General features: G+C 45.8%; 24 protein-coding genes. 1 reads left to right on the forward strand and 23 read right to left on the reverse strand.

The genetic code is table 11. The features are described 5' to 3' along the window. Window positions 1–943: 5'-3' exonuclease (locus ASG93_RS20750; RefSeq protein WP_082614997.1), on the reverse strand; the 943-nt coding region annotated here is incomplete at its 3' end. Window positions 944–1,294: 351 nt separating this feature from the next. Between ASG93_RS20750 and ASG93_RS20755 the strand changes: the two genes are divergently transcribed. After that, window positions 1,295–2,632 carry a cation:dicarboxylate symporter family transporter gene (locus tag ASG93_RS20755; protein WP_235550920.1) on the forward strand — a complete coding sequence of 446 codons (1,338 nt, stop codon included), beginning with the start codon at window positions 1,295–1,297 and terminating at the stop codon, window positions 2,630–2,632. A 108-nt stretch (window positions 2,633–2,740) separates the two neighbouring features. On the opposite strand, the gene ssuE is transcribed toward ASG93_RS20755, so the two are convergent. From ssuE to ASG93_RS20865, 22 genes are all read right to left on the reverse strand, one after another. Next, window positions 2,741–3,283: an NADPH-dependent FMN reductase gene (gene ssuE, locus ASG93_RS20760; protein ID WP_056834787.1), complete on the reverse strand. Its 543-nt coding sequence runs from the start codon at window positions 3,281–3,283 to the stop codon at window positions 2,741–2,743. A gap of 211 nt (window positions 3,284–3,494) precedes the next feature. Further along, window positions 3,495–3,644 carry a hypothetical protein gene (locus ASG93_RS37225; protein WP_414858880.1) on the reverse strand — a complete coding sequence of 50 codons (150 nt, stop codon included), beginning with the start codon at window positions 3,642–3,644 and terminating at the stop codon, window positions 3,495–3,497. Window positions 3,645–4,054: 410 nt separating this feature from the next. Continuing rightward, entirely contained in the window at window positions 4,055–7,240 is a 3,186-nt protein-coding gene (locus ASG93_RS20770) for a glycosyltransferase family 39 protein (protein WP_056834791.1), read from the reverse strand. An 83-nt stretch (window positions 7,241–7,323) separates the two neighbouring features. Continuing rightward, complete coding sequence (locus tag ASG93_RS20775) at window positions 7,324–7,551, reverse strand: hypothetical protein (protein WP_056834793.1); 228 nt, start codon at window positions 7,549–7,551, stop codon at window positions 7,324–7,326. A 78-nt stretch (window positions 7,552–7,629) separates the two neighbouring features. Beyond that, the gene (locus ASG93_RS20780) at window positions 7,630–7,980 is read right to left on the reverse strand and encodes a spore coat protein (RefSeq protein ID WP_056834795.1); all 351 of its coding nucleotides are present in this window, start codon (window positions 7,978–7,980) and stop codon (window positions 7,630–7,632) included. 13 nt (window positions 7,981–7,993) lie between these two features. Further along, window positions 7,994–8,272 carry a hypothetical protein gene (locus ASG93_RS20785; protein ID WP_056834797.1) on the reverse strand — a complete coding sequence of 93 codons (279 nt, stop codon included), beginning with the start codon at window positions 8,270–8,272 and terminating at the stop codon, window positions 7,994–7,996. Between the two features lie 461 nt (window positions 8,273–8,733). Next, complete coding sequence (locus ASG93_RS20790; RefSeq protein WP_056834799.1) at window positions 8,734–9,918, reverse strand: DNA sulfur modification protein DndB; 1,185 nt, start codon at window positions 9,916–9,918, stop codon at window positions 8,734–8,736. Continuing rightward, window positions 9,918–11,072, reverse strand: coding sequence for a DNA sulfur modification protein DndB (locus tag ASG93_RS20795; protein WP_056834801.1), 1,155 nt, complete (start codon window positions 11,070–11,072; stop codon window positions 9,918–9,920). The genes ASG93_RS20790 and ASG93_RS20795 overlap by 1 nt, the downstream gene beginning before the upstream one ends. A gap of 91 nt (window positions 11,073–11,163) precedes the next feature. Continuing rightward, window positions 11,164–12,339 (reverse strand): aminotransferase class I/II-fold pyridoxal phosphate-dependent enzyme, encoded by a 1,176-nt coding sequence (locus ASG93_RS20800; RefSeq protein ID WP_056834803.1) that lies wholly within the window; start codon window positions 12,337–12,339, stop codon window positions 11,164–11,166. 63 nt (window positions 12,340–12,402) lie between these two features. Beyond that, a complete protein-coding gene (locus tag ASG93_RS20805) occupies window positions 12,403–13,527 on the reverse strand; it encodes a site-2 protease family protein (protein ID WP_414858881.1) in 1,125 nt (374 codons plus the stop codon). Then, on the reverse strand, window positions 13,505–13,873 hold the full coding sequence (locus ASG93_RS20810; protein WP_156410985.1) for an arsenate reductase family protein: 369 nt from the start codon (window positions 13,871–13,873) through the stop codon (window positions 13,505–13,507). The genes ASG93_RS20805 and ASG93_RS20810 overlap by 23 nt, the downstream gene beginning before the upstream one ends. A gap of 124 nt (window positions 13,874–13,997) precedes the next feature. Further along, the gene (locus ASG93_RS20815; protein ID WP_056834809.1) at window positions 13,998–14,939 is read right to left on the reverse strand and encodes an RluA family pseudouridine synthase; all 942 of its coding nucleotides are present in this window, start codon (window positions 14,937–14,939) and stop codon (window positions 13,998–14,000) included. Further along, window positions 14,936–15,505, reverse strand: coding sequence for a cob(I)yrinic acid a,c-diamide adenosyltransferase (locus tag ASG93_RS20820; RefSeq protein WP_056834811.1), 570 nt, complete (start codon window positions 15,503–15,505; stop codon window positions 14,936–14,938). Before ASG93_RS20820 ends, ASG93_RS20815 begins: the two co-directional genes overlap by 4 nt. Before the next feature lies 1 nt (window position 15,506). Continuing rightward, complete coding sequence (locus ASG93_RS20825) at window positions 15,507–17,111, reverse strand: cobyric acid synthase (RefSeq protein ID WP_056834813.1); 1,605 nt, start codon at window positions 17,109–17,111, stop codon at window positions 15,507–15,509. Then, window positions 17,101–18,210, reverse strand: coding sequence for a threonine-phosphate decarboxylase CobD (cobD, locus tag ASG93_RS20830; protein ID WP_056834815.1), 1,110 nt, complete (start codon window positions 18,208–18,210; stop codon window positions 17,101–17,103). Before cobD ends, ASG93_RS20825 begins: the two co-directional genes overlap by 11 nt. Window positions 18,211–18,264: 54 nt before the next feature. Beyond that, a complete protein-coding gene (gene cobS / locus ASG93_RS20835) occupies window positions 18,265–19,116 on the reverse strand; it encodes an adenosylcobinamide-GDP ribazoletransferase (protein ID WP_056834817.1) in 852 nt (283 codons plus the stop codon). Beyond that, window positions 19,089–20,081, reverse strand: coding sequence for an adenosylcobinamide-phosphate synthase CbiB (gene cbiB / locus ASG93_RS20840; RefSeq protein ID WP_056834819.1), 993 nt, complete (start codon window positions 20,079–20,081; stop codon window positions 19,089–19,091). Before cbiB ends, cobS begins: the two co-directional genes overlap by 28 nt. Before the next feature lie 31 nt (window positions 20,082–20,112). After that, the gene (cobU, locus tag ASG93_RS20845; protein ID WP_056834821.1) at window positions 20,113–20,673 is read right to left on the reverse strand and encodes a bifunctional adenosylcobinamide kinase/adenosylcobinamide-phosphate guanylyltransferase; all 561 of its coding nucleotides are present in this window, start codon (window positions 20,671–20,673) and stop codon (window positions 20,113–20,115) included. A gap of 66 nt (window positions 20,674–20,739) precedes the next feature. Further along, entirely contained in the window at window positions 20,740–21,813 is a 1,074-nt protein-coding gene (gene cobT / locus ASG93_RS20850) for a nicotinate-nucleotide--dimethylbenzimidazole phosphoribosyltransferase (protein WP_056834823.1), read from the reverse strand. Window positions 21,814–21,836: 23 nt separating this feature from the next. After that, complete coding sequence (locus tag ASG93_RS20855) at window positions 21,837–22,613, reverse strand: ABC transporter ATP-binding protein (RefSeq protein ID WP_056834825.1); 777 nt, start codon at window positions 22,611–22,613, stop codon at window positions 21,837–21,839. 5 nt (window positions 22,614–22,618) lie between these two features. Continuing rightward, a complete protein-coding gene (locus ASG93_RS20860) occupies window positions 22,619–23,656 on the reverse strand; it encodes a FecCD family ABC transporter permease (RefSeq protein ID WP_056834828.1) in 1,038 nt (345 codons plus the stop codon). Between the two features lies 1 nt (window position 23,657). Beyond that, window positions 23,658–24,671, reverse strand: a complete 1,014-nt coding sequence (locus ASG93_RS20865; protein WP_056834831.1) for an ABC transporter substrate-binding protein — start codon at window positions 24,669–24,671, stop codon at window positions 23,658–23,660. Window positions 24,672–24,879: the final 208 nt, after the last annotated feature.

The raw sequence follows: 24,879 nt of genomic DNA on the forward strand, positions 1-24,879 counted from the left end.
AATTAGAAACAGCAACCTCTTTAGAGGCATTTATAAATGGGTTGTCGGTTGATAAATCATCAACCTCTCCTAGTAGTTTTGTTAATCCTCCAAATTCTAGCTCCATGAATTTTTTTGTAGCAGCCTCACGACGTAAATCCCATATACATTCATGTAATTCGCACTCGATTGGTACATCTAATCGTATCCGTGCCAAATCCCTTGATATATGTAGCATTTCCATATTTTCCTTTATTTTATTTTTTATGCTCTTTGGCAGGAGTTCAATATTTTCAAGACAACCGTCAATTGATTTATACTCAGCTAGTAACTTTTGTGCAGTTTTTTCTCCAATGCCTTTAACCCCTGGATAATTATCAGCAGTATCCCCCATAAATCCTTTTAAATCGATAATCTGCAAAGGTGTCAATTGTTTCTCTGAATAAAGCGTCTCGAGGTCATAAGTAGCGTAATTTAATTTACCCTTTTTCATTATTACGACTTTTACTTTTTCAGTAATTAACTGAAGCATGTCATGGTCCCCAGTTAAAATAAATACCTCAGAATCCTTCTGAAGTCTATTTGATAGGGTCCCAATACAATCGTCAGCTTCATAGCCGACTAAGCCAATATTGGGGATCCCCATCTCTGCAACGACTTCTTTTACCAAATCAAACTGCGGCAAAAGATCTAGAGGAGCTTCCACACGATTTTGTTTGTATTCGCTATAATTCTCATTTCGAAAAGTGCTGCTCCCCATATCCCAACAACAAATTACATGCGTTGGGTTAAACGTATTAATAGCATCAAAAAAATATTGAATAAATCCATACACAGCATTTGTCGGCAATCCATAGCTAGTTTTTCGAATATAACCTGAGTAAGAAGTCGCATAAAATGCTCTGAAAAGTATAGCCATTCCGTCAACTAAAAGTACTTTCTTTTTAATTTCATTATTCAACATAATCTCCCCAATCAAAACAATATCGCTGCCCCGGATTATAAATGATAAATCGAAATAATTCCACATTATAGACGGTATAAGTTCTACCTGTAGTATAGCATGGGAACGGTTGTTCAGCACACAAAAAACCGCTGCTAGTAAAAGGTACCAGCAGCGGTTCTTCCCATAGCCGTTATTGTAGTTATGCAGTGTTAACAACGGGGGATTCTTATTTTGTATTTTCAAACAATGTTATAAAAATAAACTATCCATGTAACATAAGTTAACCTAGAATGATGAACAGAGCAGAAATGAAATACTCACATTAAAGACGATATTGATATCAATAAAATAAAGAAAAGAGGATGCATAGTGAATCCAAAAACGGCACCCGAAAAGAAACCTTTTTATCAAGGCCTTTTTTTTCAGATTATGGTATCAATCATCGGAGGGATTTTAGTCGGTTATCTTTGGCCGACAATTGGTGTCGCGCTAAAGCCAGTCGGCGACGGTTTCATCAAGCTTATCAAAATGATCATTTCGCCGCTTGTTTTTGGTGTTGTCGTCGTTGGTATCGCGAAGGTCGGCGACATCAAATCAGTTGGCAGGATAGGCGGGAAAACCCTCCTTTACTTTGAAGTCGTTACAACCTTTGCCCTAATCATTGGCATGGTAGTGGCGAACTTATTCAATCCCGGCGCTGGAATGCATATCGATCCTGGAACCTTGACAACGGAAGCTGTCAATAAAGTTACCAAGAGTTCTACACTTCCAAGCGGAGCGCAATTTTTCCTGAATATCATCCCAGATAGTGCCGTTTCAGCGTTTGCGAATAATACAATGCTGCAGGTACTGCTCGTTTCCTGCTTCTTCGGTTTTGCGATTATCCATGTAGGCGGACGAACCTCAGAGGTTGTTATTGATCTTCTAGAGCATTTCAATAAAGTCGTATTTCAAATTATGGGCTATATCATGAAGCTTACAGCTATTGCAACATTCGGCGCGATGGCGTTCGCTGTTAGTCAGTATGGGGTTACCACACTCGTGTCGTTCGGTAAACTCTTTGTGGCCATGACGATCGCTTGTCTTGCTTTCATCATTGTGTTAGCTATTATCACACGGTTATTCGTAGGCATCAGCCTTTGGAAGTTGATCCTCTACATTCGAGAGGAGATCATTCTCGCTTTTGCAACAGGTTCGACGGAAGCGGCCATGCCGCAGCTCATGAATAAATTTGAGCATGCCGGCTGCAACCGAGCTGTTGTCGGATTGGTTGTTCCGACCGGATATTCATTCAACCTCGACGGGGCGTCAATCTATTTATCACTCGCTCTTATATTTCTTGCCCAAGCGACCGGCGTCGAACTGAGTCTTGTCGAGCAGCTAATGATTCTGGGGGTGCTTTTGTTAACGTCCAAGGGGATGGCTGGTATACCAGGTTCTGCATTTGTGGCACTGTCAGCGACAGCGGCGGCGTCAGGTTCGATCTCCATGGCCGCCGTTGCTCTAATGCTTGCACCGGACCGATTCATGGGAAATTATCGTACGACAGTGAATATTATCGGCTACGCTGTTGCCACTTTCGTCATTGCACGTTGGGAGGGTTTGCTTGATCATCATCGCGCGAAAAGCGTCCTCGATGGCAGTCTTCCCTATACTTCGGTTGAAAATAACGTTTTAGCTGTGAATAAACAGCAACTGAATGCTTAAAATCAAATTACTAACGGAATTGTCTCCTCAAGTAAAACCTGCTTGAGGAGACAACTCCGTTTTTACAAGTAAAGGGTACCAGCAGCGGTTTTCATCTTCTATGCCAACTTAACGGCTTGTATGCCACTTAATTTCTTGAATAAATTCAGTTACGGATTCTTGCAGTCGAGTTGAAATTTCTTCATCGAGGATCGCTTGTCCTTGATCGCCCCACGTTACTTGCTTATCAAGTACATACACACCTTGCAGAATGTTCTGCGCGCCTAATGCAGACAGCACCGGTTTTAAAGCATAATCTATCGCGAGCAGATGAGATATCGTCCCTCCAACGGCTAACGGAAGCACGACTTTGCGCTCGAGGCCTTTTTGCGGGAGTAGGTCAAGGAAAGCTTTTAACACGCCTGTGTAAGAGGCTTTATAAACCGGCGTAGCGACGAATACAGCATCTGCCTCGGCAACATGCGCGTTCGCTTTCACAATAGCTTCGCTGTCAAATTTGGCATATAACAAATCCTCTGCAGGTATGTCTCGTACCTTAATCCATTCCACTTCCAAGCCCGCTTTCAATAGTTCACTTTTTGCCACTTCGATAACGCCATGCAAACGGGACGTAGGTGTTGGACTTCCTGAAATAATAACAACTTTAGCCATGTGATTCACTCTCCATTAAGGTTTGGATGAAAAAAAAGACTCCGCTGCCTTTGCTCTGTACAAAGTGGGAGTCTCCTGTTGTTGGGTCGACTTATTTTAATTCACAGTAATTTACTTGGATTTATATTACCATTGCTTTTTTACGACGTCAATACAATTTTTTTAAAAGAATACGAATCAAAAGCCAAGTATCAAGAAGTTGAATTGCCTTTCAATGAACCAAATGAAGCCGAAAAAGCCAAGCTAAGAGAGGCACACATACGGCAAGAAGCATCAATTGACCGATCTCGACACGGTTGAAACCCAGAAGAGATGCAACCAACCCGGAACGAGGAATTGAGATCTCCCCAAGGACATTCACGAAGCCAAAGCCACAAATGAGTCCGAAAAGAATGGCTGCATAACAAATCGTTCGTGCCAAAGCAACTTCAATCCATCGGGAGTTGATCTGAGCAATCTCTAAGGCCGCTAAAATAAGGCTATGTTGTGGGCAGCCGAGCAGCCAATGGGAACGACGGTTCGCTATTTCGGGAAATCCGCGCTAGAAATTGAATTAGAGGAACGTGAGTACGTTATTTGTTCAAAATGAACCCTCTGAACGCAAAAACCGAGAAATAACGCACTGTAGTTCCTCTTCCTCTTGATTTCGGGTGCTTTTCGTCCAAATAGCGAATCGACGTTCCCCCACCTTTGCGAATTCTGGTTACCTCAGGGCGAGAGATGGCCTAACAACCAAAAATGACTCTCGGGATAGCCCCTTTGCCTTTTTGTTTAAAAGAAATTCCAACCCGGCAACCACCGAAGGAAGAAGGAATATTTGGATGGAATGATCATCCCCGAAAGAATCGGAAAGAAGAGAACGAATAGAACGAACACGGCAATTAAATATCCGTAGACCCACCTTTTCTTATGAAGTGGTCCTTCTTCTAAATACTCTTTGATGTAATAGGTTAAGATCAGCACAAGGAATGGCACCATCGCAAAATAGTGATAAATAAATGTGAGCCTTGGCACTAGGATCCATGGTAAATACTGCGAGCAGTAAGCGATTAGCAGCATCCGCAGCAGCTTATCTTTACGTGTAAATGCTACATAAAACGAAAGAATAACGGCGATGAAGCCCGGCCACCATACTAACGGATTCCCAAACGAGACGATGCTCGAAAGCATGCCCTGCGGCATGAGCTTTGCTTGGTAATACCATATCGGACGGAGCATCATCGGCCACTCCCACCAAGGGGAAGAGAACGGATGCGTTGCGACCAAATCTTTATGATATTTGTACATATGCACCTGATAGGTGACCACATCCTTCAGATTATGCCCCGGTCCGGGAACCATCATGAACGGAATATAGGATAACGTATACACAGCTAGCGGTATGATGATAAACGTGAGTACACACCATAGTAAAGTAAGCAGAGTGCTACGTATGAAAAACTTCTCTACAAGCTGTAGTCGACTGCGCTCGTGTTCTGTCAGTGGAGGTTCGATTTCCTCCTCGCGCAGCAAACTTCGTGCGAATCGGTATTCGCCGAACCGCTCTATTAAAGATAATAGCAGCAGCACAGCAAGTCCTGCACCGCCATAGATAACGATCCACTTGGATGCAGCTCCAATTCCGAAGAAAAGACCGGATAGCCCTAAGGGAATTAACGTCGTCCAAAGCTTTTCCCTATAGAAGCTAAGCGTTGTGTAACGATACATGAAATAGAACATCAGCATGATGAAGAATACGCCGTAAACATCTATCGTCGCGATACGCGTCTGCGCAAAATGCATGAAATCAAAGGTAAGCAGGAAAGCAGCGATAAAGGCATATTCTGAACGGCCGAACATTCGCTTAGCGAACACATACATGATTGGAATCATGCCGACACCGAACAGCGTTCCGATGATTCTCCAGCCAAACGGATTCAATCCAAACACATAAATGCCAATCGACATTAGCACTTTACCTAGCGGTGGATGCGTGCTTTCATAAGGCTCTATTTGATGAAGATGCTCATAGGCTGTTCTTGCATGATAGATCTCATCAAAATACGACCCATTCATATAGGTAGGCGTGTACGGTACTGTGGTAGGTTCATCGAACAAATTAGGCGTTGTACCTTCATCAGCCGCGTTTACATCTTGTTCTGAAACCTTAGCAATCGGCAAGATAGTCGTGCTGCCATCTCCGAATATACCAATTTCATGAAGATGCAGCGCCGCTCCTTCCTGCGCATCAATGACCATTTTAACGTAACGCGCATCTTTCTTAGGCTCGACTGTGTTCCAAGTGAATACCTTGGTGTGGTCGGATTTCACCGATATTTGATCCTGCCACTGCGTACCGTCCTGTGAAAACCAGAACGAATAAGCCCCTTCACCTACACCAGCAAAGGTGTTAATTCTTGTAATATTGTGTGAGCTGCCAAGGTCCGCAATAACTGTTTCGCCCCCGCTTGTTGGCTTCCAAAACGTTGTAGGAGCTTTATGCCCGCCTAGATGGAACAAAGCAATTATCGTGTAAACTAACACTAAAGCTCCAAGATACAGCGCATCCTTTTTGGTGAAAAAACGTCCCTTTATGCTTCTTTCTACCTCATCCAAACTTGGTTTGAAAATCGCATTCCACCGTTTGGACTCTGTATGAATTTCTATGTTAATTTCTTGCTCGATTGGCAGCGGAACTAGCGGAACTGGCCCCTCCACCTTCTGTTCTTGTTGTGATTCCACGAAAAGCCTCCATCCCAATAAACATGCATAGGCAAACATCATAACATTGATGGCCGAAACGACCAACATCAAAGGATCATATCTCGGAATGTGATAATCCTGATGAAAACTGCGTAACAGCACATCGGCTATATTAATAAAATGGGTGATGCTAAAACCAATAAAGAGCCCCAGAATCCGGCGATCCTTTATGTAAATGAAGCTGGTCAGCGCCAGCAATAATCCGTAGTGCAAATAGCGCTCGTGCATTTTGGTCATACATATGAAAACGGCCGTGATAAATAAGAAAGCCGCATAAAGTAAGGCGCCACGCTGATCTTTACTGCGAATATATAAATAGCAAACATAGATGATGGATAGCGCCATAAGCACCCATCCCATCCATTGATAAGAGATGTGCAGGATACCGTTATTCATATCGATAAAATTGCCACCCAAGAGGGCCATAAGATTGAACGCGTTCAAGGAGGCGTATGGATAGGAAGCTAAGGTGCCTGAGTATAGTCCGATCAACCATCCATACCCTCTGCCAACGGCAAAAGGGAGTGAAATCACGGCCATCGTCGCAGCTCCGCTTAGAACACTCAACAACAATACCATCATGCTGCGCTTTCGTATAACATCGATAAGTAGAAAAATACCGAAAAGCAGTGCCTGTGGCTTAAGAAGTAGTGCTAAGGCTATAAAAACCGCGGCTTGCGGGAGTTTCCCCCGCTGTTGCAGCAACAAAGTTGCAAGAATAAATAACATGAAAAATGAGTCAACCTGTCCCCATATCGCGGAGTTCGACCAAATCGCTGGATTGAAGGCAAACAAAGCAGCAATCTGAATGGCTTGTACCCATGTCCTTGCCCCGCCCAGGCGGCTAATCGCTAGCTGAAACAAGAGGTAAGCCGTTACTATGTCAGCCAGAATGGCAGGAAGCTTCAGAATAATTAACGACCCTGCACTTTCCCAGGGAATCGACAGCTTGTGGTGCAGTAAGCCAACTAGATATAGGACATACATATACCCAGGAGGATAATCGAGAAAGTATTCTTTGGCATTCGTGTACAATCCGGATAAACCTACTGAATATGCGCGATCCGCCCACGCTAGGAACGTTCGTACGTCAGTATCATAGCCCACCCAGAGGGGAGCTAGATATAATCTTAGTAATAACGCGGTTAATAGCAGTAAACCCAGAAGAAATAATTTATGGGGAGCCCCCCACAATTGCTTGAACCAGCTTACCATGTCACAGCTCCTTAGATATAGACTACTACCATTATACTCGTCCACTCTCTTGCAGAAAAGGAAAAAAGCACCGACCGGATAGGTCAGTGCTTGGGTTCAAGCTTTTCGATGCGCTCGCAAATTTCATGCAGCCAATCATAGTCTCCAGTAAACGAAGCACAGAGCGATAAATTTTCCAGTTTCAAACGGTTCCATACATATGTCGCGTTAGCTTCCATACACAGCAGTAATTCATCCTGCTCTGCTCGTGTTAACTCACGCGCTCTGCGTAATGTCCATAACTCCGCCATACGTTGATGAACGGCCAACATAGTCTGAGATACCCTCCTGCTAGTTAAGTAGCTACATTATGCAGTATGGTCAAAAATGGGAAGACTGAAACAATATGTCTACTGAATGGTTGTCCCTTGATATGGGAATTGCGTTGAATAATTAGAAAACTGTTGAAAGGATTGATCCAGTTTCGTTTGTTCTTCGGCCTCTAATTTGTAGTGCCCTTTTCTGAACATCATTTCAAATAGTTCATATTGACATTGATGTGTCTCGTTCAAAATCGTCATAATATCCTGATGCAGGGAAGTGTGACTTGCTTCTCTGGCAGATACGTTAAAGCTATCCGTTAAGTATTTTTCCGTCGCCAAAATATCGTTTACCCGGTCACGATCATTCAATTCGGGACCTTTGACTTGCGGCTCATTGGCAGGTTTAGGATTCTTGATGACTTGTGGATTCTGATTCATATACGATCCTCCTTCATTGTTGTGTTTGAGGAACTTTTTTCATTTCCTCTGAATTATTATTTTGCAGGTGTTTTAATAAGAGCATGTAATGTTTTTGATGCATTTGACCGGCTTTATCAATCAATTGTCCAATTTCTGAATCCGAGCATTCCTGTGCAAAATGGCGGCATTTTTTCATGGCTAAGAGCTCCCACGATAATTGGTCTTTTAAATACTGAGAGTCCTTGGTTGTAATTACCTGAGGTGTTACCTGCATAATGGCGTTTTGTTGTTGTTCTTGTTGAGTTTGCATGTTGCCTCCTTTGTTTTATCGAGAATACATATAGCTTGCACATATTCATAAATTTTTATGACAAAGTTTGGATAATCGGGAACAGCCTTTCTAATAATACCCCCTTCCGTTTCAACGGCCTAAAATAACTGCGAAAGTGCATGTATTTTGTAAAATCTCGTTTCAAAAATGGAAAAGCCTGCTAATATGCAAGAATTTTTTGCTTTTCCATCCTGAAAATTAAAAAAAGAGTGAAAAGCCTGCACAATTGCAGAAATTTACGAATATGAGCTACTTAAAGAAAAAAAGCCTGCACAATCGCAGGTATACCAAAGCCAAAGTCACTCCAGTTCGTTAAAAGTCTCTCCAGCTCAAAACTTATTCTAGGGTACCCCTAACGCTTTAGTCGGTGAAGAACTTAAACATTCTGGCAAAAAAAAGACAAATGAGATCAATCTCTCATTTGTCTTTTCGCCTGTGTTTTATGAAGCAGACGAAGCTGCATCATCCTCATCCGCACTTGCGCTATCCGTGCCTTCAAGGAAGAATTGTACAAGTTTCACATGCTTTTTCAGTGATTTCTCGTGGATCAGATTGATCTTACCGTTATCCAACGCGCCAAATACGTAGATCAATTCCTCATTGTCATGCGACCAATCGAAGCCTTCCAGAAGCTGCAAAGAATTCGTCCATTCCTCGTTATACTCACCGTTCGGGAATAAGAAGCGATTCGCATACAGCGCAATACTTTCTTGAATCACACGATTGGCAGATGTATATTGCGCCAAGCCCGGTTGCTCTGGCATCATCGGCAGGACCGTATTAAAAAATTGGTGCAAAATCTCTACATACGTCGATGGATCGTGGCGAATTTTACGCTGAAGCTCATAAGATGGCTGCATTCTGCCTGAAAAAAGCATCGTCGCCGTCGCATATAACCAGCTGAAGCAAGTAAAGTTACGATTGAACGAAGTCAAGTTGTTGCGACGCTCAACACCGGCTGCTTTGAGATACACATTATGATCGACAACCTGTTGAATAACCAGATTTAACGGGTCAATGGAATCGAAGGAGTGACCAAGCTCTTTACTCACCAGCTGGACTTTAGAGTTAATGTCGCCGAACAACTGCTGTTCTTCTTCCTCTGTTAAGCCAATATAGATTTGCACAGCAAGCTGTGTTTCCATCAAATCTAGACGTCTTCCCTCAAGCTGATTAATCGTACCTTCGGTTTCCTCAACCTCTTGCCTAATTTCTGTATCCTCTGGAAACTTCCGTTGTTTGATCTTTAGCACCACTAATTTTTTCTCATACCGTCTAACTTCTTTTTGCATCTGATCGTTCACATAGCCTAGCGCTAGGATACGATGCTGACCGTCCAAAATAGACAGCTTGGAGCCATGCTTCAGAAGGAATTCCTTCTCGCCCTTGGACAGCTGATTCACTTCACGCAATGACAGCGTAACAGGTCCGAAGAACACATGGTCGAGCTCCCGCTCCTGTAAATAGGTGGAGATTTTGCGTCGTTGCATGTTGCTCAGCTTACGCTGCACCATAGGGTCAATCATCGTATAATTCAGCAGATCCTGAACGCGTAAAGCTACAGTTGAAAGTCCGAACTTATCGCAAAAAGGATGAATGGTCATCTTAAGGCGTAATCCTTCCATTAGCTCACGTCCTCCTTGGAATTGTAAGAATCGGCATCGCTGATCAGAAATGCATTCTGATCTTGATAAAAGTTTTTGATATAGTTGTAAGCTTTCATAATGCGAGTCCGTCTCGGCAACCGATCCTTCTCTTCTCCCGCATAAATATTGTTCCAGTTCACATGAGGAAGTATTTTCAATACGTGCTCAAGTGCATAGCGATTAAATTTACCTGGTTTCGTAGCTTCTTCATGCATAAACATGGCTAGTGCAATTTGGATATTCTCAGACCACACGATTTCACCCTTAGCTGGTTCGGGCAAGTAATTCAGCAAGCCATTGAAATAGGTACCCGCCAAGGAAACAAGATCTTGCAGCTCTTTATCCTCATATTGATAGCCATTATTACGCGCTGCTGATTTCATTCTGCCTTCGAACAAAGCAATCAATATTTCGATCAGCAAGTGATAGGAGAACAAATACTCAGGTGACTTTCCGCGTTCAGAGAACATATCTACAGTCAGCTTCTGCATAGCTGGCGCTTTGGCAGCAAGCTCCGATGCAGCAACGTGATAGAATCTGCGCTGATCGCGAAGTACCGCCAGGTTGCCGCCAAGCTTACGCGGAAGCTTATTAATGTCGGAGAACAACTGACGCTCTTGACGAGCATTAATATCCAAGTATGTCATAGTTGAGATAGGGAACGCGTACAAACGGCGCAGCTTCTCCGTGATCTCTTCCATCTTGTCGTACTCACGACGATCCTTAGCACGTGCCATTTGACTTTGTAATGTCTCCATAATGCGTTGGAAAGCGGCCAAACGATGTTGACCATCCACTACATATAATTTCTCAATCGGCTGCAAGCGAAGCGCTTGCCCCTCTTCGTCATAATGACCTGCACCTCTTGCCGAGAAAATGATTCCCGGGAAATAAATAGGCTGGCGATCTTCTAAATACAAATTAACGTAATCAATTAGCTTAGAAAGATTACGCGGAATAATCGCACGTTGAACTTCTAAATCAACTTCATAGATTGAAAATAGTTTGCTCATGGGCAATGTAGCTGCAATTGTTGCTTGCCCAAAGGTTTGCCCCAAAATTCCGGGAATTTCTACGAACGATGAAGGCTTCTGGTCAGCTAAAAGCTCAGATAATGAGGAAATGGCATCCATATGCTTACCCCTTTCAACTAATAAGTTTTATTTCACTACTTAAACATCTATATGTCTCTCATTCTCCTATTTTTACCAAAATCTCTAATTTTCATTCTAATGTACGAAGCCAATCTCCTATGCGCTTTGCCGCCTCAAGTAATCGACCCTCTTCTTGTACCAATGCGATTCGTACAAAGCCTTCTCCCTCAGCCCCGAAAGCGTCTCCAGGAATAACGACAACACCAGCATGATATAACATTTCCCGGGAAATTTGTCGAGATGTCCATCCTTTTGGAATTGGAGCCCAGATAAACATTGTTGCCTTGGGTGGTGGTATGAGCCAACCCGCTTCCGCTAGTGCCGAGATAAACACATTTCGTCTTCTTTCATACACATGGGCAACGGAGTGATTATGCGCCATGTCTTCCTCTAATGCTGCAATTCCAGCCGCTTGAATGGCACTGAATACACCGTAATCGATATTGGATTTCAGCGTTTTAAGAGCATTCACGGCGCCTTCATTTCCAGTTAGGAAAGCAATTCTACAACCTGCCATATTAAAACTTTTTGACAGTGAATGAAACTCGACAGCAACCTCCTTAGCGCCTTCTATCTCCAAAATGCTGATAGGCTGATAGCCATCAAAAGCCATTTCGGAGTAGGCAAGATCGTGTACGACAAGCAAGTCATGCTTCTTGGCATAGGTAATCAAATGCTCAAAGAAAGCGCGATCTGCAACAGCAGACAATGGATTGCTTGGATAGTTAAGCAGGATGAATTTTGCCTTAGCAGCCACGTCTACTGGGATGTCCTCTAATTGGGGTAAAAAGTTATGTTCTGCGCGCAGCGGCAGCAAGTAAGGTTCAACTCCCGCCAACACAAGACTTGCCGAATATATGGGATAACCTGGATCAGGGACAATGGCAATGTCCCCAGGATCACAGAGTGAAAGCGCTAAGTGAGCAAGACCATCTTGTGAGCCCATCAGAGTCAATATTTCACTTTCCGGACTCAGCTCCACACCGAATCGATAGCTGTACCATCTCGCTACTGCTTCTCGAAATGCCAAACTACCTTCAGATGTTGGATAACCGTAATGCGCGGGGTTGCGAACGGCTTCAGCAATCGCTTCAATAATTCGATCAGAAGGAGGTAGATCAGGGCTTCCTATACCTAAATCTATGACGTCTACCCCTTGGTTCATAACCTCTCTCTTCCAATCTGCTACTTCTGAAAAAATAGCCGATCCTAGTTGACTAAGTCTCTTTGATCCTGTAATTTTCATGGTTGATATCCTCTTTATGCTGAATTCACTTCATATCTAATTAATAGGGCGGACTGGAAAGTGTTAGCCGATAATTCCAACTTGATGAACAAGTCTTATCATATAAAGCAAAAACAAAACGAGCGCAAGATAAGCGATTCCGAATTTCCAACGGGTTTTCGCAGGGACTTCATAGTAAAGCTCCTGTATCCCTAGAGGTGAATAATCCACTTTTACTTGTAACCCTAAATAAAACCCATTCTCTTTCTGCATACGTTCCACTTTGGTTAACTGGACTCTTTTAATGATGGATTGCTGAGGCAATAAAGCATGACCCTCGAATCCGATCCCCTGCCAGTACAACACAATGGTTTGTCTACTCTCCCCAGGCCCCTGTAAATCCGAGTATGTCGTATAGTCTAGATCTCGTGTGTGATTTTCACCTGGAATGATATATCCCTGCTGGAGCAAATGATCCGCTCTAAAATCGAAACGAGTGGAAACCGAAAGAAGCTCTTCGCGATTTCTGTATTTCACGTATTTTTTGTACAAATCCCAAGCAAACATAGCCCATATGACAAAGAAAACAAATTGACTTACACGACTATTTATATAGTAAATAAATACCAAACCGCCGATTAAACCCAGAATCCACAACCAACGGGTTACCGCTGTAGAAATACGCCCGCCATCTAAAGGATGAATAGGGAGTAAATTAATTAAATTTAAATAGAATGCAGCGTAGGCAACCGAAACAATGACAGGAGAATCCGTATATACGCCCAATCCAAAAGCGGCAGCACCACCAATGGTCCCAAGAATAGGCCCTCCTATGCCAATAAACGCTTCTGTTGCTGCATCGGTTGGATTCTTTTTCATTGTAATCAGTGCTCCAAGAAAAGGAATAAATACGGGCGCTGACACTGGAAGCCCCTTTATCTTGGCGGCGAATACATGACCGAGTTCATGTATGAGAATCATCAGAACAATGCCTATTGCAAAAGGCAGCGGAGCGAGATAGGCATAGGCCCAAATTGTAATGAACATCGAGATGATGGCTCCGCCAACTTTACCAAACTTTAGTAAGCCTAAGAGCAGCTTCCCTTGGGATAATAGTACTGCTATGAAACCACCAATGGCTAGTGGTGACTTTTTACCAGCAGGTTTCTTCTCTTCCAATCTAAGATCACCCCTTCGCCCATACTTCATCATACTGAGCTTCCTTGAAGCCGACTGTTACTTTATGGCCATCGGTTACGATCGGACGCTTAATCAACCTGCCGTTCGAGGCGAGCAATTCGAGCATTTGTTCTTGCGACATGCTGGGAAGCTTGTCTTTCAAACTCATCTCTTTATATACTTCCCCGGAAGTATTAAAAAACCTTTTGATTTCCAGACCGCTATCACTTAGCAGCTTAGCCAATTCCTTGGCAGAGGGCGGTGTTTCGAATAAAGGGACATTTTCTGTAATATCTACATGATGCTCTTTCAACCACTTTACGGCACTACGGCATGTCCCGCATTTATCGTAACAAAATATTTTTACTCCCATGATGTTAAAGCTCCTTTAAGTCTAAGTTGAAAAGAAACGAACTACTTAAAATTCTGAGGTAATTGATACGGAAAGTCAAGTTATAACAAAGAAAAACCATCCTACCTAAGGGATGGTTTCTGTTTATCTAGTTACTTCCCTGCAGCCATGATTGCAAAATAGTTAAATCCGCAGGCAAAGGAGCACGAAACTCCGTCCATTCCCTTGTTCCTGGATGCACAAAGCCCAGTTTATAAGCGTGCAGAGCCTGACGACCCAGTCTTCTACTTGCTTCAACTGCTGATAAACTCTGCTCAAACTCAGGAAGTGTGTACATCTTATCCCCAAGCAGCGGATGACCCAAATGTCGCATGTGAACGCGAATTTGATGCGTCCGTCCGGTTTCAAGCCATATGCGTACTAAAGCGGCATGTGCGAATTGTTCCACGACCTCATAATGAGTTACGGCCGAATAGCCGTCAGCGGTAACGATACGAACATGCGGCTGTTCAGGATCGCGATCAATGGGTTCATTTATCGTTCCGCTTTTTGCTGTGACGACGCCCCACACAAAGGCCAGGTATTCTTTTTTCACCTGATGCTGAATCATCTGCTCCGATATTTGCTGGTGCACATAGGGCGTCTTTGCGATTGCCAATACACCTGAGGTTTCTTGGTCTAGCCTATGCACGGGGCGGAAACGGCACGTAATGCCCGCTTGCTGCCAGTGATACACAACGCCATTGGCGATCGTGTTCAAATAATGCCCATGCGTCGGATGTACGATAATACCGGCATCTTTGGCTAGTATCAACAGATGCTCATCTTCATGCAGAATGTGCAGAGGAAGATCCTGAGGCAAGATATCCTCGGATTGCTCTTCTTCCATACGAATCTCTACACGATCGCCAGCCTTCACCTTTATGTTGATGTATTGTCTAACCCCATTCACCGTTATGCCCTGCTCGGTCAGTTTAATGCGGGATAGCAATTTGCGAGAGACCATCAATCTTTTTTGCAGCACCGTCTTGAGAATGAAGCCCTCTTCCTCCGGCGGTACGATGTATACTAACGGTTCATAATAACTCATGATTTACGTCTAAACACCTCAGCGCTTCGTACATATTCCACATCCGTAATCCCTTCACGGTGATTCGCAGTGCGGGCAATGGTGAAGAATAAATCGGACAGTCGGTTCAAGTATCTGCGCACTTCTGGATTAATTGCCTGTGTGCGAGCTAGCGTTACAACCCGGCGTTCTGCTCTACGGCATACGGTACGGCAAACATGAAGTGTGGATGAAACGGTGCCGCCGCCCGGCAAAATGAATCGTGTAATATCCGGAGTTTCAGCATCGTATTTATCAATCCAAGTCTCAAGCATATCAACCATTTCCGCTGTTACTTTATAAGGACGCAGCTCTTGTTTCAAGAGAGCAAGATCTGAACCGCAATCAAACAATTCATGCTGCACCTGCAGCAAATCCGGGAGTAAATCAGGGTACTTCGCAGGATCCATAAAGCTCATCGCCTGACCCACAAAACAGTTCAGTTCATCCGTTGTGCCATAAGCCTCAACACGATCATCGTCTTTATCCACACGACCACCGATTACGCCAGTTTGCCCCGCATCTCCAGTTCGAGTATAAATTTTCATTTCAAGCATCCTCCCTTTTCCAAGGCTTTGATATATCCATCATCTCATAAACACGGTTCATATCCAAGTGACATCTAACGTGGTCAGCCAATCTATCGAAAGCAGCCTCTCGTCGCTCTTTAAAACGAAGGCCACCCTCGATTAGGGATAATCCTTTGTGCTTGCGAATACGATTTAACCAGGCTCTGCGGAAGTCATCATTATGCAATATCCCGTGTAAATACGTCCCCCAAACACGCCCATGATCCGCAGCTGCTCCGTCTCCGTGCAGATCATTGTCAGAGCTATCTTCATCGAGGCTGGAAAGAGCCTTAATCTGGAAAGGCGTTACCGTTTCTTGCAAATAACGCGTCCGCCCCATGTGGATTTCATAGCCATCAATGACAATCTGAGATTTATTTTCAGCAAAGAGTGTGCTGCTTCCCTGAACTTGAACCGTCCTTTTATCGGAAGTAAATACCGTCTCCGTTGGTAAAAGCCCTAGTCCCTCTAGCTCCGGATGATCGGATTCGTAGCCGTGTGGATCAAGCAGCTTGACGCCTAGCATCTGATAGCCTGCACAAATACCAGCGACCCAACCATTCTCTATTTGCGCGAATACCTTCACTCGTTCTGCCAGACCAGATTCGTTCAAATACCGTAAATCGTCCATCGTATTCTTGCTGCCTGGGAGCAAGACGACATCCGGTTCCCCCCACTCGGAAAGGTGTGTAATATAGCGGAAACGGACATCTTTCTCCTCTTGCAAAGGATCGAAATCCGTAAAATTAGAGAGGCGGGGCAAACGAATGACCGCGATATCCAGCTGATCTGTCTGTTTTCCTTGAGAGCCCTCATTCCGCTTACTCTGCATGCGTTTGGAATCTAGTGAAGCTGAGTCTTCATCCTCGATGCCTAACTGCGGCAGATAAGGAATGACCCCAAGAACAGGCTTCCCCGTTCTTTCCTCTAGCCAATCCAAGCCCGGTTTCAGTAGACTAACATCTCCACGAAACTTATTAATAATAAAGCCTTTAACCCGGTCCCTTTCCTCCGGCGTCAAGATCTCCAGTGTTCCTACGATTGAGGCAAATACGCCTCCACGATCAATATCAGCAACAAGAAGCACAGGAGCGTCTGCCCAACCTGCCAGCCGCATATTTACAATATCGCGGTCCTTCAAATTAACCTCAGCAGGGCTTCCCGCCCCCTCTAACACCACTACGTCATATTGACTGCGTAAACGGGTTAAAGCTTCCTTCACAATCACTTCAGCCTGCGGCAAATAAGTCTCTCTATACGTTCTTGCATCTAGATCAGAGTATGGTTTCCCGTGAACAACGACCTGAGCAACCATGTCTTGCTTCGGCTTAAGCAGGATCGGATTCATATCCGTTGTGGCTAAAATACGACAGGCATCCGCCTGCACACCTTGTGCTCGGCCAATCTCTTTACCATCAAAAGTAATATAAGAATTGAGGGACATATTTTGCGATTTAAATGGCGCCGTTTGCCAGCCGTCTTGAACAAGAATACGGCATAGTGCGGCCGTTAGAATGCTTTTCCCCACATCCGAAGCTGTGCCCTGGACCATCAATGTTGCAGCTTGCACAGTCTTATTCGTCATCAGCTTGCCCCCGGTTCTGCATGAATTCGGCCATCATGTGACGTAACCCGGCTATTAACCGTTCGTTGTCTTCGCGAAGACGTATCGCAATCCGGCAATAGCGTTTATTGAGGCCTTCAAATAAAGACGCATCTCGGATCAAAATCCCTTGGTGCCCCAAATGCTTCTGGGCCATCTTCACATCGATATCCATCCCCTCAGGGAATGAAAAAAGCAAAAAATTCACATCACTAGGTACAACCTCAAGACCTAATTGCTCGAGCTGCCGGGTGAGCCATGGCTTCTCTTCCTCCAGCCACTGCCAGCTGGACTGCTCAAAATCCACATCATCAAGCACGGCTGTTCCGATGCGCTGAGCTAAATAGTTTACGCTCCACTGCACCTGAAGATGTTGGATTTGCCGAATCCTATCGGGGTGAGCCACCATGAATCCTAAGCGTATACCCGGGATGGAATAAAACTTCGTCATCGAGCGGATAACGACAAGCTGCTCACTGGTGGAAGCAAGTTTGAGTAAAGAGTGTTCTTGCTCATTCGGCACAAAATCCATGAACGCCTCATCGAGCACCAATCTTCGGTTACTCTGAATAAGCATATCCAACACTTGACGAGGAACCCGCTTCCCTGTTGGATTATTGGGATGACCTAGAAAGAACAAGTCCGCTGCCGAATAGGCGGCTTCGATATCTTGCTTCTGCAATTCAAAATAATGAATTGGCGATAGAGGGATGTTATAGATACCGCCGCCTGATTTATGAACCGCCTCCTCATATTCACTAAAAGAAGGCCTCGCTAATCCGGTTACAGTGGGCTTTAACACTCGCGCCGTCAGATCGATCAGTTCCGCTGCCCCGTTGCCAACCAGGATGCTTTCCACTTCGATATCATATTTCAACGAAAGCTTGTTTCTCAGCTCACGCACGGCGGGGTCGGGATATTTGACCATATCACGCCATCCGTCTTTGAGAATATGCTTAACAACCGAAGGAGGACCTAACGGATTCATATTCGAGCTGAAATCCAAGAATTGCTCCTTCGGACGGCCAAAGGCTTCTTCTGCGGTCCAGAGGTCGCCTCCATGCCCATAGCGTTCTAGCATGAAATTCACTCCTTTCTCTGTGTTGGAATATCTCTTTTTCAGGATGTTACAAACCTACATGTGGGAAGTAACGAAAATGGTAATGCCCAACAAAAGTAGTGTTTCAAGAAGTTCATTCAAAGCACCGTATGTATCTCCGGTTAAACCGCCTAATTTACTGCTTATATATGTGGCCAAAATCCAGCCTGTTAGAATTGTGCCAATAGCAAAGCTAAAAGTGATAGCTAAACCATTGGCGAAGGAGAACAATGTAACGCTAGAGTCAGCTTGCCACATGGAAAATATTACAATAAAAAGCGTAGTAGTAAAGAGGGCTACTAAGCTAGACAGAGTTACATGCCATTTGGTAACTCCGCGAAAAAAACTCCCTAAGCCTGAATTTTGCCGGGCATAGGGCCAACCATGAATTGCTGCAACCATAAACCATCGGCTCCAGATGGGAACGATGGCAAGTAAGAAGCATATACCGCCCATTCCACCAGTATCTAGCAAGGTGTAAAGAAGCGAAAACTTGAGGAGCAGGTGGAGAACACAAACGATGACACCCATGGCGCCTACGCGACTGTCTTTCATGATTTCAAGCATTTGCTCACGGGGTCTGTGGCTGAGAATACCATCAGCGGTATCCATTAACCCGTCTAGATGCAGGCCCCCTGTTAGGACGACCCAGAACCCCAGCAGCAGAACGGCTGCGGGCATCGCAGGCAGGACGAGGCTTAACCCTTCGCCTGCAAGGAGTAAAAGAAGACCGATGACGAATCCCGCTAGCGGATAGAATATCACACTTCTTTGGAATACTCGGTCTGTATAGTCAATTTGCACAGGAATGGGCAAACGGGTTAAAAACTGAAAGGCTGCTATGCAAGCACGCAGCCAATCTAGTAAAACAGTACGAGCAGTATGCACAGCAATCCTCCCATCACTACAAAGCTGACGCCGTAAAGCATCCTCACGGCGTAGACAATATCCTGCTGCGTTCGGGGACGCAGCGGCCAGCCCAGACGGGCGCGCTCACTCGCAGCGCCGCCATAGATGTTCAGCCCGCCCAGCTCAATTCCGAGTGCCCCGGCTACCGCCGACTCTGGAATTCCGCTATTCGGGCTGGGGTGTAGGTGCGCGAAGCGGCGAGTCGCTGCCGCTGCGCGCTGCGCCGAGAGGCCCGGCTGCAGCAGGGCGACGAGGATCAACAGGAGGCCGGTCAGCCGAGCCGGGATCCAGTTCATAACGTCGTCCCAGCGAGCCGACGCCCAGCCGAAATGACGGTATCTGTCATTTCGGTAGCCGACCATCGAATCCAGTGTATTCGATGCCCGGTACAGCATCGCGAGCGGCGCTCCGCCGATCAGCGCATAGAACAAGGGCGCGATGACCGCGTCGACGATGTTCTCCGCCACGGTCTCTACGACCGCGCGCGTCAGTTCTTCCTCGCCGAGCTCATCCGTATCGCGGCCTACGATGTAGCCCGTGTACTTGCGAGCATCTGCGAGATTTCCTGTACGCAGCGGATTGTAAACAAGATAAGCGGCATCCTTTAATCCTTTAATAGCAATCGTTGTGGAAATAAACCACGTAGAGACCAAGTATCCGAGCCACTCATGTATAGAGCGAGCAGCAAGAATGAGCAGCAGCATCACGCTAAAGCTAAGCACTACAGTAGAAACAGTAAGCATGACACCCTTCGTTCGCAGCCATCCAGACGATGATATAACTGATGTCTCTTTTCCTTTATGTAACTTGCCTTCTACCCAGCGAATGAATCGTCCGATGAGAATAACCGGATGTGTCGGCCACTTCGGATCACCAATCAGCCAGTCCAGCACAATGGCAGCAGCCGTCATACTAACGATCTCCTGCCAAGAATATATCCACATATTGATCACCGTTCCATGCCTAATGACTTATTCATTCCAGTCGATAAGCTCTGCTTTTTAGCTCCATGGGTATGCCAACCGTGACAAGGAATACCTGCTTACATACCCCAGCTAAGCGTTGATTCATTCGTCCTGCCAAGTCACGAAAACTGCGGCCAAGCGGATATTCCGGCACAATGCCGTCACCCACTTCATTCGTAACCAAGATGAGATGTCCACTGTAAGAAGACACTGCTTCTACAAGCTCGTCTATGCGTTTCATTACCTGAGCAGAAGCATCTGCTTCTCCCTCATGATGGAGCAGCCAGTTGGACAGCCAAAGTGTCAAACAGTCGACCAAGACCACGGCATCTTCCCCGCTCTCCTGCAGATGAAGCAGCAGCTCCCGCAGTTGGAAAGGCTCCTCCCGGGTATCCCATGGATACCCCGAGGCAAGCCTCATCTGCAGATGCAGCTCAACCCGCTCCTTCATTTCCTCATCGTAGATGTGGGAAGTCGCGATATAAATCCCTCGCTCGCTGCCATGCATGGCGAGCTTCTCCGCGAATGAACTCTTGCCGCTGCGCGCGCCGCCCGTAACCAAAACCGCCATGGCGCCTTCGCCTCCTTATCGATGCTTACTGCGTAAGCTTGCCTTTACCGGCATGCCGCCAAGCGTCTAACCCCGCGACACGCCTGCGCTCTCGAATGTCGCCATTTCCTTCATGATCTTGCCTGCGGCATCGATCAAGTTAAAGACAAGCACCGCGCCCGTTCCTTCGCCCAGGCGCATATCCATATGCAGCATCGCTGCGAGGCCAACCGCTTCGAGCAGCTTCGCATGTCCCTGCTCCTGCGATAAGTGCGAGGCGAGCATGTAGGACGCGCTTAGCGGTGCTAATCGGCTCGCCACAAGCGCCGCTGCCGACGAGATGAAGCCGTCGACAACTACCGGACAGCGATTCTTCGCTGCGCCGAGAATCACGCCAACAAGTCCGGCGATCTCTAGTCCGCCGACCTTCATCAACACATCGAGCGCATGCTCAGCGCTTGATCTTCCATCTTCACTCACACGAAGTCCATTCACATCCAGCGCCTTATTCACAACAGACACTTTATGCAGCCATTTGCCATCATCAATGCCCGTTCCGCGTCCTACAGCAAGACTGGCATCCAAGCCCGTCAATGCGCACAGAATCGCTGCGCTGGCCGTTGTATTGCCAATCCCCATCTCTCCCATAGCAAAGAGTCGATAGCCCTTTTCCACCAACTCGTCCACAACTTCTACTCCGGCTTGTATCGCCAGCACAGTCTCATCCAGCGTTAATGCCGCTTCACGCGCCATATTACGCGTTCCTTTTCTTACTTTACGGGAAACGAGATTAGGATGCTCCAGATCAGCATTAACCCCCATGTCAACACAGACGACTTCAGCGCCGGCATGCCTAGCAAGAACATTGACAGCAGCCCCGCCATAAAGGAAATTAAGCACCATTTGAGGCGTTACTTCCGCAGGGAATGCACTAATCCCTTCTTCACATACACCGTGATCTCCGGCCATAACAATAACCGCTTTTTTCTCAAAAATCGGCATCACTTCGCCTGTAATTCCAGCAACCTGACGCGCTATATCTTCCAGTTTCCCGAGACTTCCCTGCGGTTTCGTCAATTGATTCAAATGCTCGTTCGCTTGGTTCACCACATCTTGATCAACAGGCTTAATGCTATCTATAATTGCTTGCATCTTATTCATGATTGTGTCCTCCGATAGCTTAACTATTTTCCTGGCTGTAATAAAATTTGCGGAGCAGCGTTAACAGGGTGCTGCAGGACAATCGGTTCAGTTCCATACACTTCGCTGATTAATCCGCTAGTAATAATTTCATCTGGTGTTCCAATCGCTGCAAGCTCGCCATTATGTACAACCATTAATCGCGTGCAGTACTGCGCAGCCAAGTTCAAGTCATGCAGGACAGCTACAACCGTCAACTCGGATTCGCGCTGCCATTCCTTGATGTAGTCCATCATCTGTACTTGATAGCCAATATCTAGGAACGTTGTTGGTTCATCCAACATAAGCAGCCGTGGCTGCTGAGCCATCACTTTAGCAAGCGCAACACGCTGCCGTTCACCGCCGCTGAGGCGCTCGATTGTTCGATCAATCAGCGGTTCCAAGTGCAGCTTCCGGACAATCCCATCAATTAATCCTTCCGCATCAGAGGGCTCCTCACCAAGCCAATTTTGAAAAGGATACCGGCCCATCTCCACCACTTCACGGACCGTAAAACCTACTGGAGGCAGCGCATCCTGTTGGAGAACAGCAAGCCATCTAGCCAGCTCTTTTCGTGAATAGGAGGATACTAACCGGCCACCCAGGTCAACACTTCCATTTTTAACAGGATCAATCCCTGATAGTAGACGGAGCAGCGTCGACTTACCGCTGCCGTTTGGCCCGATAATGCCAAAAAATTCACCCTGCTTAATCTCAAAGCTGATGTTCTCCAGCACTTGCTGTTCCCTAAAGCTTTGGGAAAGGTGCTCCACTTTAATCATGTTGATCAACCTCTTAACGTTTTCTTATCCTTGTGGAGCAAATAAGCAAAAAATGGCGCACCCAGAAATGCCGTGATGACCCCAAGAGGAATTTCGGTGGGACTCAGCAGGGTACGGGCAAGTGTATCTGCCCAGAGGACATAAATGCCGCCGCCAATTGCTGACAACGGAATAATCAACCGATAATCCGGCCCTGCCAAGAGTCGCACTAAATGCGGCACGATGAGCCCGACAAAGCCGATTACACCAGCAACCGATACTGCAGCGGCAGTAAGAAATGTTGCCACAATAAGCACAATAAGCTTCGTACGCTCTACACTCACACCGAGATGTGATGCCTGCCGCTCACCAAGAGCCAGTAAATTTAACGACCTTGCATAGCTAAGCAGCACGACAAATCCGATAATTAAATAGGGTGCAATGATATATGTATATGACCAACCTCGCATGGCCAAGCTGCCCATTAGCCAGAAAATAATTTCATTAATGACTTGTTTGGAAATAGATACCATGAAGGATACGATTGCCCCTAGAAATGCCTGCATGACCACGCCTGATAAAATAAGCGTCTCCATCTTCAGCTTCCCATCGATCTGAGCAAGCTTTAGAACCAGAAATAAAGAAATAAGTCCCGTTACGAAGGCAACAATAGGGATCGACCATTGCCCAAACCACGCCACTTGCAGTCCGAAATAAATTAAAAATGCGGCTCCTACAGAAGCCCCCGAGGATACACCGAGTGCATAAGGATCCGCAAGTGGATTGCGCAGCACACCTTGAAAAGCTGCCCCTGCGATCGAGAGTGAAGCCCCTACAAGAATCCCTAGTAATACACGGGGAAATCGTACTTTATTGATGATTTGTTCCGACGACTGCGGCCAGGCGGCATCGATGTGATCTCCCAGCCAAGGGATATGCTTGGCGAGAATACTGGCAATTTGCAGAACCGGTAGATTAGCAGTACCCAGTGACAAGCTCGCCACAATAGAAAGAAGAAGGAGTATAACCCCTACTCCTCCCCATAGCATTAATTTTCTCTTCATTTTATTTCACCAGTTCGGGATAAATGCCTTTCGCCATTTCAAGCAATCCTTCGGTCAGTCTTGGACCCGGACGGCTGAGCATGTTCTGGTCGAGGCCGACCACCTGCTTATTCTTCACGGCATCAATAGCATCCCAACCGCTTCGTGTACGGATAATTTCCTCTAGTGGTTTCTTGCTCTTGCTATCGACTACTCCGTTGGCGAACAGAATAACACCAGGGTTTTGTTGAATGATTTTCTCTTCACTGATTTCATACCAGCCACTTTTGTCTCCTGCAACATTAACACCGCCAGAAATCTTGATCAATTCATCCATAAACTCGCCGCTGCCCACTGTCCATCCCGGGGCAAATTCAATGTATACCTTTTTCTTGTTCTCTTGCTTCACGTCTTTTACCGCATTAACAACCTTTTGAAGGTCCGCTTTCATCTTAGCAACCACTTTTTCGGCTTGCTCCTGATGATCTGTAATTATTCCATACGTTTGAATATTCGCGATGGCATCGTCCACCGTTTTGGGCTCCACTTTAAACACGTTAATATTCAAAGCACGCAGCTTTTCTACCGTATCTGATTTCATCGAAACCCCAGTAAATACAACATTTGCGTTAGAAGCGATCACCGCTTCTTGGTTAGGCTTCGTTATGCTGCCAAGCTTCGGCTTCGATTTAGCCGCTTCTGGATAATCATCATAATCAGATACCCCAACAATATTAGCCTCCAGCCCTATTGCAAAAAGAGCTTCAGTCTCCGCCGGGGAGACGGATGCAATACGCTCAGGCGCTTTATCAAATGTAAACTCCTTGCCTGTAGCATCCTTTATTTTCAATGGATAGACCGTTTTTTTTGCTGCTGTTGTTGGTGTTGCCGTTGCAGCAGGGGCTTTCGTCCCTTCCCCGCCAAGCTTAGACGGATTAGTGATTTCCGTTTCCTTTTTACCGCAAGCTGCTAGACTCATTGCTGTTACTAGCGCTACTGTAAGAATAAGTGCTTTTTTTACTGAATTCTTTTTCATCTGGCAAACCCTCTCTCTAAACAATTTATGTCGATTGACCCCAAGGATAAACGGCTGCGTCGTCTCTCAGTGACGAGCGCGTTTGTCAAGGTTGATGTGGAGCAAAAGTATAAACTTATACTTTCTTATCAACTAACAAAAAAGCCCCTTTGTTCTCGAAGGAACAAAGGGGACGATAAATCGCGGCGCTCAGCAACCTAGGGTTGCT

Source organism: Paenibacillus sp. Soil787, from assembly GCF_001429545.1.
In the GTDB taxonomy this organism is placed as follows: domain Bacteria; phylum Bacillota; class Bacilli; order Paenibacillales; family NBRC-103111; genus Paenibacillus_E.

What these genes read in the sequence shown, in the direction of transcription:
- cobD (WP_056834815.1), bottom strand. Translation starts at nt 18,210, where the DNA reads ATGCTAGAACGCTATGGGCATGGAGGCGACCTCTGGACCGCAGAAGAA.
- ASG93_RS20805 (WP_414858881.1), bottom strand. Translation starts at nt 13,527, where the DNA reads ATGAAGTATGGGCGAAGGGGTGATCTTAGATTGGAAGAGAAGAAACCT.
- ASG93_RS20775 (WP_056834793.1), bottom strand. Translation starts at nt 7,551, where the DNA reads ATGTTGGCCGTTCATCAACGTATGGCGGAGTTATGGACATTACGCAGA.
- cobT (WP_056834823.1), bottom strand. Translation starts at nt 21,813, where the DNA reads ATGAATAAGATGCAAGCAATTATAGATAGCATTAAGCCTGTTGATCAA.
- ASG93_RS20825 (WP_056834813.1), bottom strand. Translation starts at nt 17,111, where the DNA reads ATGACGAATAAGACTGTGCAAGCTGCAACATTGATGGTCCAGGGCACA.
- ASG93_RS20790 (WP_056834799.1), bottom strand. Translation starts at nt 9,918, where the DNA reads ATGGAAGGATTACGCCTTAAGATGACCATTCATCCTTTTTGCGATAAG.
- ASG93_RS20820 (WP_056834811.1), bottom strand. Translation starts at nt 15,505, where the DNA reads ATGAAAATTTATACTCGAACTGGAGATGCGGGGCAAACTGGCGTAATC.
- cbiB (WP_056834819.1), bottom strand. Translation starts at nt 20,081, where the DNA reads ATGTGGATATATTCTTGGCAGGAGATCGTTAGTATGACGGCTGCTGCC.
- ASG93_RS20785 (WP_056834797.1), bottom strand. Translation starts at nt 8,272, where the DNA reads ATGCAAACTCAACAAGAACAACAACAAAACGCCATTATGCAGGTAACA.
- ASG93_RS20780 (WP_056834795.1), bottom strand. Translation starts at nt 7,980, where the DNA reads ATGAATCAGAATCCACAAGTCATCAAGAATCCTAAACCTGCCAATGAG.
- ASG93_RS20770 (WP_056834791.1), bottom strand. Translation starts at nt 7,240, where the DNA reads ATGGTAAGCTGGTTCAAGCAATTGTGGGGGGCTCCCCATAAATTATTT.
- ssuE (WP_056834787.1), bottom strand. Translation starts at nt 3,283, where the DNA reads ATGGCTAAAGTTGTTATTATTTCAGGAAGTCCAACACCTACGTCCCGT.
- ASG93_RS20815 (WP_056834809.1), bottom strand. Translation starts at nt 14,939, where the DNA reads ATGAGTTATTATGAACCGTTAGTATACATCGTACCGCCGGAGGAAGAG.
- ASG93_RS20795 (WP_056834801.1), bottom strand. Translation starts at nt 11,072, where the DNA reads ATGGATGCCATTTCCTCATTATCTGAGCTTTTAGCTGACCAGAAGCCT.
- ASG93_RS20860 (WP_056834828.1), bottom strand. Translation starts at nt 23,656, where the DNA reads ATGAAGAGAAAATTAATGCTATGGGGAGGAGTAGGGGTTATACTCCTT.
- ASG93_RS20800 (WP_056834803.1), bottom strand. Translation starts at nt 12,339, where the DNA reads ATGAAAATTACAGGATCAAAGAGACTTAGTCAACTAGGATCGGCTATT.
- cobU (WP_056834821.1), bottom strand. Translation starts at nt 20,673, where the DNA reads ATGGCGGTTTTGGTTACGGGCGGCGCGCGCAGCGGCAAGAGTTCATTC.
- ASG93_RS20855 (WP_056834825.1), bottom strand. Translation starts at nt 22,613, where the DNA reads ATGATTAAAGTGGAGCACCTTTCCCAAAGCTTTAGGGAACAGCAAGTG.
- ASG93_RS20865 (WP_056834831.1), bottom strand. Translation starts at nt 24,671, where the DNA reads ATGAAAAAGAATTCAGTAAAAAAAGCACTTATTCTTACAGTAGCGCTA.